At 62.8% G+C, this 14490-nt stretch carries 16 protein-coding genes; 15 read left to right on the top strand and 1 reads right to left on the bottom strand.

The features are described 5' to 3' along the window. Nucleotides 1-8 precede the first annotated feature (8 nt). The 3 genes from AC1DYR_RS07530 (at nucleotide 9) to AC1DYR_RS07540 (ending at nucleotide 2363) form a co-directional block, all read left to right on the top strand. Nucleotides 9-689: a DUF1989 domain-containing protein gene (locus AC1DYR_RS07530; protein WP_477704535.1), complete on the top strand. Its 681-nt coding sequence runs from the start codon at nucleotides 9-11 to the stop codon at nucleotides 687-689. A gap of 200 nt (nucleotides 690-889) precedes the next feature. Next, on the top strand, nucleotides 890-2056 hold the full coding sequence (locus AC1DYR_RS07535) for an MFS transporter (protein WP_477704536.1): 1167 nt from the start codon (nucleotides 890-892) through the stop codon (nucleotides 2054-2056). Between the two features lie 28 nt (nucleotides 2057-2084). Continuing rightward, a complete protein-coding gene (locus AC1DYR_RS07540; protein WP_477704537.1) occupies nucleotides 2085-2363 on the top strand; it encodes a hypothetical protein in 279 nt (92 codons plus the stop codon). A 34-nt stretch (nucleotides 2364-2397) separates the two neighbouring features. Here AC1DYR_RS07540 and AC1DYR_RS07545 read toward each other — a convergent pair whose 3' ends face one another. Continuing rightward, a complete protein-coding gene (locus tag AC1DYR_RS07545) occupies nucleotides 2398-3456 on the bottom strand; it encodes a DMT family transporter (protein ID WP_477704538.1) in 1059 nt (352 codons plus the stop codon). A gap of 131 nt (nucleotides 3457-3587) precedes the next feature. Between AC1DYR_RS07545 and AC1DYR_RS07550 the strand changes: the two genes are divergently transcribed. The 12 genes from AC1DYR_RS07550 to AC1DYR_RS07605 all read left to right on the top strand — a co-directional run bounded on the left by AC1DYR_RS07550 (nucleotide 3588) and on the right by AC1DYR_RS07605 (nucleotide 14427). Beyond that, nucleotides 3588-4025, top strand: coding sequence for a hypothetical protein (locus AC1DYR_RS07550; RefSeq protein ID WP_477704539.1), 438 nt, complete (start codon nucleotides 3588-3590; stop codon nucleotides 4023-4025). A 113-nt stretch (nucleotides 4026-4138) separates the two neighbouring features. Next, nucleotides 4139-4474, top strand: a complete 336-nt coding sequence (locus AC1DYR_RS07555; protein WP_477704540.1) for a hypothetical protein — start codon at nucleotides 4139-4141, stop codon at nucleotides 4472-4474. Nucleotides 4475-4482: 8 nt separating this feature from the next. Then, nucleotides 4483-5652, top strand: coding sequence for a TolC family protein (locus tag AC1DYR_RS07560; protein ID WP_477704541.1), 1170 nt, complete (start codon nucleotides 4483-4485; stop codon nucleotides 5650-5652). Nucleotides 5653-5676: 24 nt separating this feature from the next. After that, nucleotides 5677-7062 carry a multicopper oxidase family protein gene (locus tag AC1DYR_RS07565; protein WP_477704542.1) on the top strand — a complete coding sequence of 462 codons (1386 nt, stop codon included), beginning with the start codon at nucleotides 5677-5679 and terminating at the stop codon, nucleotides 7060-7062. Between the two features lie 21 nt (nucleotides 7063-7083). Next, nucleotides 7084-7671 carry a Spy/CpxP family protein refolding chaperone gene (locus tag AC1DYR_RS07570; RefSeq protein ID WP_477704543.1) on the top strand — a complete coding sequence of 196 codons (588 nt, stop codon included), beginning with the start codon at nucleotides 7084-7086 and terminating at the stop codon, nucleotides 7669-7671. A 48-nt stretch (nucleotides 7672-7719) separates the two neighbouring features. Further along, complete coding sequence (locus tag AC1DYR_RS07575; RefSeq protein WP_477704544.1) at nucleotides 7720-8214, top strand: cupredoxin domain-containing protein; 495 nt, start codon at nucleotides 7720-7722, stop codon at nucleotides 8212-8214. Between the two features lie 22 nt (nucleotides 8215-8236). After that, nucleotides 8237-8716, top strand: coding sequence for a DUF411 domain-containing protein (locus AC1DYR_RS07580; RefSeq protein ID WP_477704545.1), 480 nt, complete (start codon nucleotides 8237-8239; stop codon nucleotides 8714-8716). 10 nt (nucleotides 8717-8726) lie between these two features. Next, nucleotides 8727-9026, top strand: a complete 300-nt coding sequence (locus tag AC1DYR_RS07585; RefSeq protein WP_477704546.1) for a copper-binding protein — start codon at nucleotides 8727-8729, stop codon at nucleotides 9024-9026. Nucleotides 9027-9165: 139 nt separating this feature from the next. Further along, nucleotides 9166-10563 carry a TAXI family TRAP transporter solute-binding subunit gene (locus tag AC1DYR_RS07590; protein WP_477704547.1) on the top strand — a complete coding sequence of 466 codons (1398 nt, stop codon included), beginning with the start codon at nucleotides 9166-9168 and terminating at the stop codon, nucleotides 10561-10563. A 162-nt stretch (nucleotides 10564-10725) separates the two neighbouring features. After that, nucleotides 10726-11706 (top strand): ABC transporter permease, encoded by a 981-nt coding sequence (locus AC1DYR_RS07595; protein ID WP_477704548.1) that lies wholly within the window; start codon nucleotides 10726-10728, stop codon nucleotides 11704-11706. 72 nt (nucleotides 11707-11778) lie between these two features. After that, entirely contained in the window at nucleotides 11779-13362 is a 1584-nt protein-coding gene (locus AC1DYR_RS07600) for an ABC transporter substrate-binding protein (RefSeq protein ID WP_477704549.1), read from the top strand. Nucleotides 13363-13509: 147 nt separating this feature from the next. After that, nucleotides 13510-14427, top strand: a complete 918-nt coding sequence (locus AC1DYR_RS07605; RefSeq protein ID WP_477704550.1) for an ABC transporter permease — start codon at nucleotides 13510-13512, stop codon at nucleotides 14425-14427. Nucleotides 14428-14490 lie beyond the last annotated feature (63 nt).

Below are 14490 nucleotides of genomic sequence, written 5' to 3' on the forward strand. Positions count from 1 at the left end.
GGGAATCCATGACGCCTTCCATGACGCCTTCCATGGCGCCCGGCACCTTGCACATCCCTGCCGGCCACGGCAAGGCGCTGCGCCTGCAGGCCGGGCAAGCGGTGAAGGTCATCAACACCCACGGCACGCAGGTGGTCGATTGCTGGGCGTTCAATGCCTACGACCTGAACGAATTCATGTGCATGGAAACCACCCGCGTGTGGAACCAGCACCTGAATCCCGTCGTCGGTGACTCTTTCGTCACGAACCAGCGCCACCCCATCCTCACCGTGGTGGAAGACAGCACGCCTGGCGTACACGACACCTTCATGGCCGCCTGCGACCGCCGCCGTTATGAACTGCTGGGCGTCAAGGGCTACCACCGCAACTGCTGCGACAACATGTTTGAAGGCATGTTCGAGCTGGGCCTGACGCCGCCGCGCGCGATCCTCGCGTCGTTTAACATCTTCATGAACATCCGGGTGCAACCCGACGGCATCACACTCAAAACCCTACCCACCGTGACGAAAGCCGGCGACTCGATCACGCTGCGCGCCGAGATGGACTGCTTTGTCGCGTTTTCCGCCTGCCCGCAAGACATCGTGAAAATCCAGGGTGCGGGCGACAACACGCCGCAGCCGGTAGACCTGGAAGTGCTGCAAAGCACATCAACCCTGCCCGCCAGCGGGCCCTGGGTCCCGCAAACCTGACGGGGCCGCGCCAGGCCGCCTTTCCCCCGCTCCTGCAGGGTTGGGTGAGTTCCCGCACAATAGCGGGGACGTCTTTTTGTTGCTCTCAATTTGATAGCTGCTTGCGCTCGTTCCTGTTGGGCTGAAGGCCAATTTGTTGCCCAACCGCCCGCCTGCAACCATGCCTCCGCCCTGATCTGCCCACCGGACTCCCGCTGCCCATGACCGCCATGCCGCCCATTCTCTATTTCTTCGCCTTGTGCAACCTCGTGATCGGCAGCGGGGCTTTTGTGCTCGGCGGCATCCTGCAACCCATGAGTGCCTCGCTGGGCATCAGCGTGGCGGCCGCCGGCCAAGCCATGACGGCATACGCCATTGCCACCGCGGTGCTGGCACCCCTGCTCATCATCCTCACCGCCAGGTGGCCTCGCAAGCGCGCCGTCCAGCTGGCACTCAGCCTGTTTACGGCCGGTTGCCTGGTTTGCGCACTCGCGCCCAGCTTTTCCCTGCTGCTGCTGGGCCGTGTGCTGATGGGAGCGGGTGCCATGTTCACCGCCGCTGCATCGGCGCTGGCGGTCAGCATGGTGGTGCCGGCCCTGCGCGGCCGGGCGCTGTCCATCACCTTCCTGGGCATGAGCATCAGCTACGCCGTGGGCCTGCCGGTCGGCGCCTGGCTGGGCTTTGAGTTTGGCTGGCGCGTGCCGGTCTGGCTGTCGGCTGGGGCCAGCCTGGCGGCGCTGGTCGCGGCGAGCTGGCTGATACCGGCCGACATGGCCAGCGCAGGCACCAGCTTTGCGGGTTTCCGCGCCGCAGCGCGCCAGCCCGCCGTGCTGCGCGTATGGGGCCGTACGCTGCTGTATTTCATCGCCATCTTCAGTGTTTTCGCCTATGTCGGCCCGGTACTGCAGGCGCTCAACCCCATGAGTTCAGCGCAGCTCTCCGCCACGCTGGCCGTCTTCGGCCTGGCGGGTGTTGCGGGCACGTTGATGGGCGGCTGGGCCACTGACCGCTTTGGTGCGCTGCGCAGCATGCGCGTGCAACTGGCCGTGCTGGTGGCGATGATGTGCCTGCTGCCGCTGACGCGCGGCCATGTGCCAGCCACCATGGCCGTGCTGGTTCTGTGGGGCATTGCAGGTTTCGGGCTGATGGCGCCGCAGCAAAGCCGGCTGGCCACCTTGTCGCCCGCGCAGGCACCGCTGCTGCTCAGCCTCAATGGCTCCATGCTGTATGTGGGCACCGCCCTGGGCGCTGTGGTCAGCGGTGCGCTGCTCGATCAGGTGGGTTTTGCGCAGCTGGGCTGGGTCGGCGTGCCTTTTGGTTTGCTGGCCATGCTGACGCTGGTGTTCGACCGCATGCCGGCCCGGGTGCAGGTGTCCGCCACCGCCTGAACGTCCCTTCAAGCGCCACAACCAGACCATGACACCCCAACAGCAACTCGAAGCACTGCAAGCTGCGCTGCGGCAACTGCGCAGTGATGGCATTCGCGTGGGCACCTTTGCACAACTGGCCGCGCAGCAGCAAAGCCTTGCAGCTGCCTTGCCGGCCCGCTTCAATGATGTGCTGTCGCAACTGCTCAACCGGCTGGAGTCCGCCGCACTGTTCACCGAAGAAAGCTGCTCCTTCAGCCAGAAGGAATTGCTGGACAGCCTGCAGCTCTGGATCAACAAGGCGCAGCTGCAACTTCAGAAAGCCTGAGACCTGTTTGCGGTCTAAACGAGGCCGTCTTTCTTCAGCCTCCGGAATGCCCGTGACGGTGATGGGCGTCAGGGTAGTGCGCATGGCTGTGGGCCAGGGGCTCATGGCGGTGGCGATGTGAATGCATCCCCGGAACGGCCTGGGCATGCTCATGCGGGTGATGCGCGTCATGCGCATGCAGGTGTTCATGTTCCAGCGCTTCGTGCCGATGCAGATGCGCATGATGCTCGGTCAGGTGCAGCCAGATGCCGATGGCCATCAGCAAGGCGGCGCCCACCAGTTGCCAGGTGACGGGCTCGGCAAGAAACACCACGGAAAACAATGCGCCCACAAAAGGCGCCGTCGAAAAGTAGGCGCCGGCCCTTGATGCCCCAAGGTGCCGCAAGGCCACCACAAAAAGCGCCAGGCTCACGCCGTAGGCCAGCAGGCCGACCGCCATCGCGGCGGAGATTTGTGCCGCACCCGGCAACGCCGCACCCGCCAGAAAAGCCAGCAGCAGATTGGTCACGCCGGCTGCCAGTCCTTTCACGCAGGCAATCCATGACGCATCCACCAACGACACCTTGCGCGTGAAGTTGTTGTCCAGGGCCCAGAAAAAACACGCCAAGGTCACGGCGAGTGCGGGCCACAGCGCGCTGAATGTTGACCCTGCCACAGCCGCAGCCTGCTGCGGCCAGCTCAGCAACACGGCGCCCGCTACGATAGCGGCCATGCCCGCTGCAATACGGCGGTCAAAGTTTTCCCTGAACACCATCCACGCAAGCACGGCGGTCAATACCGCCTCGGCATTGAGCAGCAGGGCCGCATGGCTCGAAGGCATCGCCGACAGGCCGTACATCAGCAGCACCGGCGCCAGGCCGCCGCCACACAGCACGGCCGCGGCCAGCCAGCGACCCTCGCCCGGGTTCAGGCGTGGCCGGGCAGCGCCGCGCAGGCGCCGATAAATCGCCAGCCCCAGGCCGGAGCCCAGGTACAAAAGCCCGGCGAGTATCCAGGGGTTGACCTGGCCGAGCAGTGACTTGGCCAGCGGCGTGCCCGCGCCGAACAGGAAAGCCGAGGCCAAGGCGGCTGCGACGCCGGGCTTCAACAGCATGGGGTGAAGTTTCAAAAGACGAATCTGCCTGTCATGAGTGATCTCAACAGTTTCCCCTGCCGGCCTTGCGATGGCAAGCTTGATAGCCCGCCGCGCGGGAACTTTTTAAACGCATCGCCTATCATTCACCCATGCGCCACCTGCTTCTCGCCCTGATGATCGCCCTGCTGCCCTTGCGCGGCTGGGTAGGCGATGCAATGGCGACGCAGATGGCCGCGGCCCATGTGCAACACGGGCAGCTTGCTTCCGCAGAACAGTCCGCTACCAAAATGATAGCTGCTTCCGCCCACCACATGGGGGCCGAGGGCCATTCAGGTCACGAAGAGACGTCGCCCGAAGCCACCATGGCCATGCACGACTGCGCCGGACAAACCTCGGGGGACACCCCCCAGTCGAGCGATACCGGCTGCGAATCCTGCGCGGCCTGCCAGGCCTGCCATACGGTGGCGCTATCGCTGGCGGCGCCAGACCATAGTCCCGTTTTCAAAGGACGCAGCCTGCTGCGTCCGGCGCAAGACCAGTTTGCCAGTGCCGACGCCGCGCTAGGCCAAAAACCACCCATTTCCTGATCTCCAGGCCCGTACTGGGCCTGTACTTGCCGTCCGGCGGGGCCTTTCGGGCTCCTGACACCGGATACCCGCGATTTTCCGCAAATCGCCCCGCTTGTATTCAGGAGATTCTTGTGACTATTCGTTTCATTTCCCGCCCGCGCGCAGCGCTGGCCGTCGCACTGTTTTTTATCGGTTCCGCCGGCGCCCATGCACAGGCAGGCCCCTACCCCCGGGTGAACCCCCGACCCACCGAACAAGCTGCCAGCCCGGGCACGCTGGTGCCATCCACCCCGTACCAGTCCGTATTTGTGAACCGTGCGCAGGGCGTGGAGCCGGCCAGCGATGACTGGAAAAAATCCAACACCACTGCGGGCCAATTCAAAAAGGGGCATGCCGACCTGCTGAAATGGGAAGAGGCCCAGGCACCACGAATTGAACCTGCGGCGCCTGCCGCCTCGAAACCATGAGGCCCGGCATGACCTCCGCTGCCGCCCAACGTTACGTCGCTCCACGGCTGGGTTCATTGGCGCTGCTTATGCTGGTCCTCGCGGGCTGCACAACGGCAGTGCCCGATGGCGGCGTGAGTGGCCTGCAGGCATTGGCCACCACGCAACCGGGCGGCTCGGGCACTGCCCCCCCCGTGCTCATCGCTCGGCCGGGCAAAGACACCAGCGCCGCCGTTGCCGACCTGCTGAAAGGCCCGCTCAGCCCAGAAAGCGCGGTGCGCATTGCGCTGCTCAATAACCCAGGCTTGCAACTGTCCCTGGCCGGCGAAGGCGTCAACATCACGGATGCCGTGTCTGCCAGCCCGGCCAAACTCAAGGCCGCACAAGACGTCACCCTGCTGTCCAGCGAAACCCGTAAAGCCTGGATCAACGCGGTGGCTGCCGCGCAGACAGCGCGCTTTATGGACGAGGCCAGGGAGAACGCGGAGGCCGCCGGCGAGCTGGCACGCCGCATGGCACGCGCAGGCAACTGGAGCAAGCTGCAGCAGGCCCGGGAACAATTGTTGCTGGCCGAGGCCACGGCGCAATTGGCGCGCGCCCGGCAGGCCGCGTTCAGCGAGCGCGAAAAACTCGTGGTGGTGATGGGCCTGTGGGGCACGCAAGCCGGCTTCACATTGCCCGAGCGGCTGCCCGATCTGCCCCCGAAAGCGGAAGACATGCCGGACGTGGAAAGCCGCGTGCTGCAGCAGCGGCTGGACCTGCGCCTGGCGACGGCGCAATGGGCAGGACAACGCGCCATCCGGCCCCAACCCGGTGCCGACGGCCTGTGGGACACCCTGGGTGATTCGGCACGTGTGCGCGAACTGGCGGTCAGGGCGCGCAGCGAAGCACGCGAGGCTTACCACAGCTACCGCACGGCCTACGACCTGGCACGCCACTACCAGACGGAGGTGATGCCGCTTTACCGCTTCATCCAGGATGAAACGGTGCTGCGCTACAACGGCATGCTCACCAGCGTCTTTGACCTGCTGGCCGGCGCCCGCGCGCAGACCCTGGCCGCTGCCGGCACCATCGAGGCGCAACGCGACTTCTGGCTTGCCGAAGCCGACCTTCAGACGGTGCTTGCCGGCGCATCGCCCGGCACGGCCTCGCCCAGGTCTTCCGGCAAAACCGGCGCCGCCACAGCCGCAGCGCACTGAGCGCCCCCCAACACAAGGAATCCCATGAATCGACGAAATTTCTTTAACCGCACGGCGCTGACGGCAGTTGCCGCCGCGTCCGTCAGCAAGGTGACGATGGCCGCGCTGCCGGAACCCGTGACGATGAACAAGCCCGACACCGCGCCGCCGCTGGCGCCGCCGAACGGCCGGCCTTACAACCCGGTCGTCACCCTGAATGGATGGACGCTGCCCTGGCGCATGAACAACGGGGTGAAAGAATTCCATTTGGTCGCAGAGCCGGTGGTGCGCGAAATGGCCCCAGGCTTCAAGGCCCACATGTGGGGCTACAACGGGCAGAGCCCGGGCCCCACAATTGAGGTCGTCGAGGGCGACCGCGTTCGCATATTCGTCACCAACAAGTTGCCCGAGCACACCAGCGTCCACTGGCATGGCCAACGCTTGCCCAACGGCATGGATGGTGTGGTCGGGCTGAACCAGCCGGCGATCCCGGTGGGCAAGACGTTTGTGTATGAGTTTGCGGCGCGGCGCCCCGGCACGTTCATGTACCACCCGCATGCCGACGAAATGACGCAGATGGCCATGGGCATGATGGGCTTCTGGGTCACACACCCCAGGGAAAAACATCCACTCATCGACGTCGTCGACCGCGACTTCGTGTTTCTGCTCAACGCCTATGACATCGAGCCCGGCAGCATGACACCGAAGATCATGACCATGCTGGACTTCAACCTGTGGAGCTGGAACAGCCGCATCTTCCCCGGCATTGACCCGCTGGTGGTGCGCAGGAACGACAAAGTGCGCATACGCGTGGGCAACCTCACCATGACCAACCACCCGATGCACCTGCACGGGCATGAGTTCACGGTAACCGGCACCGACGGCGGCCCCACGCCGCGGCCAGCCCGCTGGCCGGAAGTGACGACGGATGTTGCTGTGGGCCAGATGCGCCAGTTTGAATTTCTGGCGGACGAGGAAGGTGACTGGGCTTTTCATTGCCACAAAAGCCACCACACCATGAACGCCATGGGCCACGACGTGCCCACCATGATTGGCGTGGACCACCGTGGCCTCGTCAGGAAAATCCAGAGGGCCGTGCCCGACTACATGGTGATGGGCGAACGCGGCATGGCCGACATGGGCGAGATGGAGATGCCGATCCCCGACAACACCGCGCCCATGATGACGGGCAAGGGCCCCTACGGCGGCGTGGAGATGGGCGGCATGTTCAGCGTGCTCAAGGTGCGCAGGGACCAGAAGCCCGGCGACTACAAGGATCCGGGCTGGTATCGGCAGCCGACCGGTACGCAGGCCTACGAATGGAAGGGCGCCCTGCCCGAGCCCACCCGGCCCCAGCCTGGCAATCCGGCCGCGCCTGCAGGCGGCACTGAAATCACCATCCGCAAACCCTCAGGCCATACCGGCCACTGACCCAGAACATTGAGGAACACCATGAAAACCCAAACCGCTCTTAAATTGATAGCTGCTTGCGCTTTACTGTCGGGCGCTACGGCCCTGTTTGCCCAACATGGCCAGACGAGGGATAAAAACCCCGCAGCAAGTCCTTACGCGGACCAGCAGGCGCGCGGCATCAAAGCCCTGTCGGCGGCGCAAACCGCTGACCTTCTGGCCGGCAAAGGCATGGAACAAGCCAAGGCGGCCGAATTGAACGGTTACCCGGGGCCCATGCACGTACTGGAACTGGCCGGCCCGCTAGCGCTGAGCGCCGCGCAAAAGCAGGCCAGCGAAGCACTGATGAACCAGCACAAGGCCGAGGCCCGCGCGCTGGGCACCAGGCTGGTGGAGGCCGAGCGTGACCTGGACAGCGCCTTTGCCGACAGGCAGGTGAACGCGGCACAGGTTGATGCCCTGACCCGGCAGATTGGCCTGCTTCAAGCCCAGTTGCGTGCCTCGCACTTGCATACGCACTTGCAACAGGCCGGTTTATTGACACCGCACCAGATAAACCTTTACGCGGATTTGCGCGGCTACAGCAATGCGCCGGACACAACGGCCGGGCATCCCGGCCACCAATATTGATTTGACTTGAGCTCTTGACTCTTTAATTTCATCCACAAGGATCACACCATGAACCCACTTATCGCCATTCTTGCCGCCGCCGTTTTTGCAGCCTCGGCCGCGCCAGCCTTCGCCCACGGCGACGCTGCCCATAGCCCCAGTGCGGCCCCGGCCTCGAAGGAGCAAAAGCCCTGGGGCATCGCGGGCGATGCCAGCGCAGCCACACGCACCGTCACGCTGTCCATGGACGACAACATGCGGTTCACACCCGACAAGCTCTCATTCAAGCAAGGCGAAACCGTGCGTTTTGAGATCCGCAATCGCGGCAAACTTTTGCATGAACTGGTGATCGGGACCCAAAAAAATCTCGACGAACACGCGGCGATGATGATGAAGTTTCCCGGCATGGAGCACGACGAGCCCTACATGGCGCATGTGCCGGCGGGCAAGTCGGGCGGGTTGGTGTGGACCTTCAACCGCGCCGGTGAATTCGACTTCGCCTGCCTGATCGCCGGCCACTACCAGGCAGGCATGGTGGGCAAGATCACTGTTGCGGCCCGCTGATCCGTTCACACAAGGAGTACTGATGCAAAGACGACAACTCATCCAGGCGACGGCCGCGCTTACAAGCGCCACAGCCCTATCCCCGGCGCTGTGGGCCCAGACCCAAGTACCCGTCGAAGTCTGGAAAGACCCTGACTGCGGTTGCTGCAAGGACTGGGTGGCGCACCTGCAGGCCAACGGGTTTCAGGTTCGCATTCACGACAGCGGCAACACGGCGGCACGGACCAGGCTCGGCATTCCGGAAAAGCTCGGTTCCTGCCACACGGCGGAAGTCAGCCTGGCCGGCAAGCGCTACGCACTGGAAGGCCATGTGCCGGCCCACGAGATCTACCGCCTGCTCAAAGAGAGCCCGCAGGCCGTAGGCCTGGCCGTTCCCGGCATGCCGGTAGGTTCGCCCGGCATGGATGCGCCGCTTTATGGCGGACGCAAGGACCCATATGACGTGCTGCTGGTTCATCGCGATGGCAGCACCCGCATTTACCAAAGCTACCACCGCACCTGAAAGGATTCCCATGAAATGTTTTAACCGCATAGGGGCTGCCCTCTCTGCCACACTGGCAATGTCACTCGCTCTGGCGCAGGCGGCCTTGCCGCTGACTGAAGGCGAAGTCCGCAAAGTCGACAAGGAGGCCGGCAAGATCACCCTCAAACACGGTGAGATCAAGAACCTGGACATGCCCGGCATGACCATGGTGTTCCAGGTCAAGGACCCCGCGATGCTGGAAACCGTGAAAGCCGGGGACAAGGTCAGTTTCACTATGGACAGGATCAACGGGACCTTCACGGTGCTGTCCATTGAACCCGGCAAGTAACCGGCTTGCCGGCGTGGCTGTCAATAAGCTCCTGTTTTGATAGCCGCTTACGCTCGTCCTGATTGGCCTACAGGCCATTTTTACCAATAGACAAACTTTGCCTGCAGGCCGGCAGCAGCCCCATGCTATGGTTCGGCGCATGCCTAAGACCATTCGCTATACCCTGTTGTCCCTGCGCGATCTGTGGGTCTCCGCCGGCCCGTTCATCCTGCTGGCGGCGGCGCTGCTGGTATTGGCCTATTGGTGGCTGGACCCGAACCCGCCCAAGCGGGTGACCCTGGCGACCGGCCCGGCGCAAAGCGCCTACGAAGAATTCGGCAAGCGCTACGCCAAGGCGCTGGCGTCGGAGGGGATCGATGTGGTCCTGGTACCTTCGGAAGGCTCAGCCGCCAACCTGCAGCTGCTGCGGGAAGGCAAGGTGAACGTCGGTTTTGTCCAGGGCGGCACCAGCGACTACACCGCCCAGGATGAAGAAGACCTGGCGTCGCTGGGCAGCCTGTTTGTGGAGCCGCTCTGGCTGTTCTACCGGGAAGATGCGGCGCGCAAGGTGGCTGCCGCGGCACGGGCCGCGAAGGCACCAGGCAGCCGACTCGCCGCAAAGGCAGACTCCGCGGATACGGGCGAAGACGCCAGCCTCACATCGCTCACGCAATTGCAGGGCCTGCGCGTCAACCTGGGAACGCCAGGCAGTGGCGTTCCCAGCCTGATGGCAAAACTGTTCGACAGCAACCGCATCGACCCCGCTACGATGAAAGTCTCGAGGCTGGAGCAAACGCCCGCGACCGTGGCCTTTCTGGGCGGCGAACTGGACGCTATTGTGTTCGCGTCCGCCCCCGAATCGCTGATGGTGCAGATGCTGCTGCAAACCCCCGGCGTCAAGCTCATGAATTTCGCCCAGAGCGAAGCCTATTCGCGGCGCTTTGCATTTTTGACGCCGACCCGCCTGCCACGCGGTGTGGTGGATCTGGCGGGCAATATTCCGCCCGACGACGTACGGCTGGTCGCGTCGACCACCTCACTGATCACGCGCTCCGGTACCCACCCCGCGCTGCAGCAACTGCTGGCCCAGGCCGGCAACGACATCCATGGCGGGGCCGGCTGGTTCAAAAGCGCCCGCGAATACCCGAACCGCGACAACAGCGAATTGCCCATTGCCAAGGAGGCCGAGCGCGCCATCAAGAACGGCACTCCCGTACTGCAGCGCTACCTGCCCTTCTGGGTGGCCAACCTGGTCGAGCGGATGTGGCTGGCAATGGGCATCATCATCGCTATCATGCTGCCGCTGTCGCGCATCATCCCGCCGCTGTACGCCTTTCGTGTGCGTTCACGCATCTTCCGCTGGTACGGCCAGTTGCGCGACATTGAAAACCGCGTGGAAATCTCCGGCGAAAACAGCGGCAACGCGGCCTTGCTGGAAGAACTCGACAACCTGGAAAGCCGCGCCGAAAAAATCACCGTTCCACTTTCTTACACCGACGAGCTGTATGCGCTGCGCAGCAACATCCACCTGGTGCGCAAAAAACTGCAAAGGCTTTAGAGCCGCTCGCGCCGCAAAGAGGCGCGCGGCACTTTAAAAGGGCAACGAAAGGCCCGATTCAGGGCAATTGCTGGGGCCACGCGGTTCTTTAATCCTAAAGTAAACCCCTGTGTCGGCATAGCAATTGCTCTGCTAGTATCGTCCGACACTTTTCTTTGGCCAATGCTTGCTTTTATTCTGCGCCGCCTGATCCAGGCCGTGATCGTGATGATCGTGGTCGCCTTGATTGCCTTCATGCTCTTTCAGTATGTCGGTGACCCGGTGGTGTTCCTTCTGGGGCAGGACGCCACGCCGGCGCAGATCCGGCAACTGCGCACCGACCTCGGGCTGGACCGGCCTTTTATCGTTCAGTTCTGGCATTTCCTGGTCAACGCCACGCAGGGCGAATTCGGCCTGAGCCTGCGACAGGGCGCCAAGGTGTCGCGCCTGATTTCCGAACGCTTCCCCGCCACGCTGGAGCTGGCGCTGGTGGCTGCCGTTTTGGCCTTGCTCATCGGTATCCCGATGGGCGTCTATTCGGCGCTGCGCCGTGGCTCGTTCCTGAGCCAGGTGTTCATGACGATCTCCCTGCTGGGTGTTTCACTGCCCACTTTCCTGATCGGCATCCTGCTGATCCTGGTGTTCGCCGTGGGCCTGGGCTGGTTCCCGAGCTTTGGCCGTGGCGAGACGGTGCAGATCGGCTGGTGGAGCACGGGCCTCTTCAAGGCCGATGGCTGGCACCACATCGTCCTGCCGGCCGTGACGCTGGCAGTCTTCCAGCTCACGTTGATCATGCGGCTGGTGCGCGCCGAAATGCTGGAGGTATTGCGCACCGACTACATCAAGTTCGCACGGGCCCGCGGCCTGCCCGACCGGGCCATCCATTTCGGCCATGCCTTGCGCAACACGCTGGTGCCGGTAATGACCATTACCGGTCTGCAACTGGGCGGGCTGATCGCCTTTGCCATCATCACCGAAACCGTGTTTCAGTGGCCGGGCATGGGCCTGCTGTTCATCCAGGCGGTGACCTTTGCCGACATCCCCGTCATGGCCGCTTACCTGTGCCTGATTGCACTGATTTTTGTGGTCATCAACCTGGTCGTCGATCTGCTGTATTTCGCTGTCGATCCCCGGCTTCGCGTCGGCAATGCCGCGGGCCACTGATGGCGCAGGCCGCACCCCTTTCTTTCATTTTTTACACCCGCAAGTCCTCATCCCTTTCACAAGGAGTTCCTGATGAAATTCAAGTCCAATCTGCTTTCAGCCGCTGTGCTGTGCGGCCTCACGGCCACAAGTTTTATCGCTTCGGCGCAAACCCTGCGAGTCGCCAACCAGGGCGATTCATTGTCGATGGATCCGCACTCGCTGAACGAGTCACTGCAGCTCAGCACGACGGGCAATGCGTATGAAGGCTTGGTCATCCGCAACAAGGACCTGAGCCTGGCGCCTGGCCTGGCAACTTCTTGGAAGCAAACCTCGCCCAACGTATGGCGCTTCGAGCTGCGCAAGGGCGTGCAGTTTCACGACGGAACGCCGTTCACCGCCGATGACGTGGTGTTCAGCTTTAACCGCACCCAGGCCGACGGCTCGGACATGAAGAGCTACACCAACGACTTCAAGGAAGTGCGCAAGGTCAACGACCATGTGGTCGAGATCGAAACCCAAACACCCTTCCCCATCTTGCCCGACGTGATCACGCTGGTTTACATCATGAGCAAGAAATGGTGCGAAACCAACCAGGCCATCAAACCGGTGGACCGCCGTAAAGGCATTGAAAACGCTGCTTCCTTCCGTGCCAATGGCACCGGCCCTTATCGGGTGCGGGAGCGTCAACCCAATGTGCGCACCACCTTTGTCCGCAACGGCACCTACTGGGGCAAGATTGAAGGCAACGTTCAGGAGGTGATCTTTACCCCCATCGGCAACGACGCCACGCGCGTGGCAGCCTTGCTGTCCGGTGAAGTCGACGTCATGGAGCCCGTACCGGTGCAGGATATTGAACGCGTCAACAGCAACGCTGCAACCCGCGTTCTGGCCGGGCCAGAGCTGCGCACCATTTTCCTGGGTATGGACCAAAAGCGCGACGAACTCCTGTATTCCAGCGTGAAGGGCAAAAACCCGTTCAAGGACAAGCGCGTACGCCAGGCCTTCTATCAGGCCATCGATATCGAAGGCATCAAGAAAACCGTGATGCGCGGCGGCTCCAACCCGACAGCGCTGCTGATCGGCCCCGGTATCAACGGGTTCCAGGCCGACCAGAACAAGCGCTTGCCCTACGACCCTGAAGCCGCCAAAAAACTGATGGCAGATGCCGGCTATGCGAGCGGCTTTGAAGTGTCCATGAACTGCCCGAACGACCGTTATGTGAACGACAGCCGGATTTGCCAGGCTGTGGCAGCCAATCTTTCACGCATCAACGTCAAAATCAACCTCCAGGCTGAAACCAAAGGCACCTATTTCCCCAAGATTTTGCGTCGCGACACCAGCTTTTACATGCTGGGCTGGACACCCGGCACTTATGACGCCCACAACGCCATGAATGCCTTGGTCGCCTGTGTCGACGACAAGGGCGCCGGTCAGTTCAATCTGGGCGCATATTGCAATCCGAAGTTTGACGAGCTGACCAGGAAGGTCCAATCCGAAACCGACAAGACCAAACGCAATGCCATGATCAAGGAAGCGTTCGACATCCACGGAGCCGACATCGGCCACATACCGCTGCACCAGCAGTCGCTCGCCTGGGGCATGAACAAGAAGGTAGAACTGGTCCAGATGGCCGACAACTTCATGTTCTTCAAGTGGATGACTGTGAAGAAATAAGCACCACCCTGTTGCCTTTTCGCTTCGCGTAACGGCCTCTCCCCTGCAGGGGACAACAGCAGCGGCCCGGCAAAGCCGGTTCCGCGCTGTTGCTGGCACAGGTCTCGCTTTACTCGTCTTTGGTTGTATGGATTGCTCTTTCTTTTGATGACAAAAACTCTTGCGCGCTGGTTTGACAGCGATGTGGGCCACAGTTTTCGCACCTCGCCGGTTGCGATGCTTGCGGCGGCCATTGCGCTGGTCTGCGTTTTCTGTTCGGTGTTTGCCGGCTGGGTGGCCCCGCACGACCCGTTCAACCTCAGCACACTGGAGCTCAGCGATGCGCGCCTGCCCCCGGCCTGGAGCGCGCAGGGCAGTTCGAAATACCTGCTGGGCACCGATGACCAGGGGCGGGACATTTTATCGGCGCTGATGTATGGCGCGCGCATTTCACTGATAGTGGGCGTGGCCTCTGTCATCCTCTCCATGCTGGCTGGCGTGTCGCTGGGCTTGCTCGCGGGCTTTCGCGGCGGCTGGATCGACGCGGCCCTGATGCGCGTATGCGATGTGATGTCGTCTTTTCCGCCCATCCTGGTCGCGCTGCTGATCGCCGGTGTGGGCCGTGCGGTGTTTCCTGACGCGAGTCAGCTCCTCGCCATGGGCGTGCTGATTCTGTCGATCTCGATGGGGCAGTCGGGCTGGGTGCAATACGCGCGCACGGTACGCGGATCAACCATGGTGGAACGCAGCAAGGAATATGTACAGGCCGCACGCGTCACCGGTGTCTCGCCGTTGCGCATCATGCGGCGCCATGTGCTGCCCAATGTGATGGGGCCTGTACTGGTGCTTGCCACCATCCAGGTGGCGACCGCCATCATCACCGAAGCCACGCTGTCCTTCCTGGGTGTGGGCGCGCCGCCCACCTCACCCTCGCTGGGTACGTTGATCCGTGTCGGCAACGACTACCTGTTCTCTGGCGAGTGGTGGATTACCGTGTTCCCGGGCCTGATGCTGGTGTTGATTGCGCTGAGCGTGAACCTGCTCGGTGACTGGTTGCGTGATGCCCTCAATCCCCGTCTAAGGTAGGCCGAAAAATGAATGCCCCCACGCTTGTCACTACGTGTACTACGCTGCCCCCGAGGGAGCGCA

Source organism: Polaromonas sp. P1_F9 (genome assembly GCF_056405615.1).

Coding starts and splice junctions, on each gene's coding strand:
- AC1DYR_RS07530 (WP_477704535.1), top strand. CDS start 9: ATGACGCCTTCCATGACGCCTTCCATGGCGCCCGGCACCTTGCACATC.
- AC1DYR_RS07535 (WP_477704536.1), top strand. CDS start 890: ATGACCGCCATGCCGCCCATTCTCTATTTCTTCGCCTTGTGCAACCTC.
- AC1DYR_RS07540 (WP_477704537.1), top strand. CDS start 2,085: ATGACACCCCAACAGCAACTCGAAGCACTGCAAGCTGCGCTGCGGCAA.
- AC1DYR_RS07545 (WP_477704538.1), bottom strand. CDS start 3,456: ATGCTGTTGAAGCCCGGCGTCGCAGCCGCCTTGGCCTCGGCTTTCCTG.
- AC1DYR_RS07550 (WP_477704539.1), top strand. CDS start 3,588: ATGCGCCACCTGCTTCTCGCCCTGATGATCGCCCTGCTGCCCTTGCGC.
- AC1DYR_RS07560 (WP_477704541.1), top strand. CDS start 4,483: ATGACCTCCGCTGCCGCCCAACGTTACGTCGCTCCACGGCTGGGTTCA.
- AC1DYR_RS07565 (WP_477704542.1), top strand. CDS start 5,677: ATGAATCGACGAAATTTCTTTAACCGCACGGCGCTGACGGCAGTTGCC.
- AC1DYR_RS07570 (WP_477704543.1), top strand. CDS start 7,084: ATGAAAACCCAAACCGCTCTTAAATTGATAGCTGCTTGCGCTTTACTG.
- AC1DYR_RS07575 (WP_477704544.1), top strand. CDS start 7,720: ATGAACCCACTTATCGCCATTCTTGCCGCCGCCGTTTTTGCAGCCTCG.
- AC1DYR_RS07580 (WP_477704545.1), top strand. CDS start 8,237: ATGCAAAGACGACAACTCATCCAGGCGACGGCCGCGCTTACAAGCGCC.
- AC1DYR_RS07585 (WP_477704546.1), top strand. CDS start 8,727: ATGAAATGTTTTAACCGCATAGGGGCTGCCCTCTCTGCCACACTGGCA.
- AC1DYR_RS07590 (WP_477704547.1), top strand. CDS start 9,166: ATGCCTAAGACCATTCGCTATACCCTGTTGTCCCTGCGCGATCTGTGG.
- AC1DYR_RS07595 (WP_477704548.1), top strand. CDS start 10,726: ATGCTTGCTTTTATTCTGCGCCGCCTGATCCAGGCCGTGATCGTGATG.
- AC1DYR_RS07600 (WP_477704549.1), top strand. CDS start 11,779: ATGAAATTCAAGTCCAATCTGCTTTCAGCCGCTGTGCTGTGCGGCCTC.
- AC1DYR_RS07605 (WP_477704550.1), top strand. CDS start 13,510: ATGACAAAAACTCTTGCGCGCTGGTTTGACAGCGATGTGGGCCACAGT.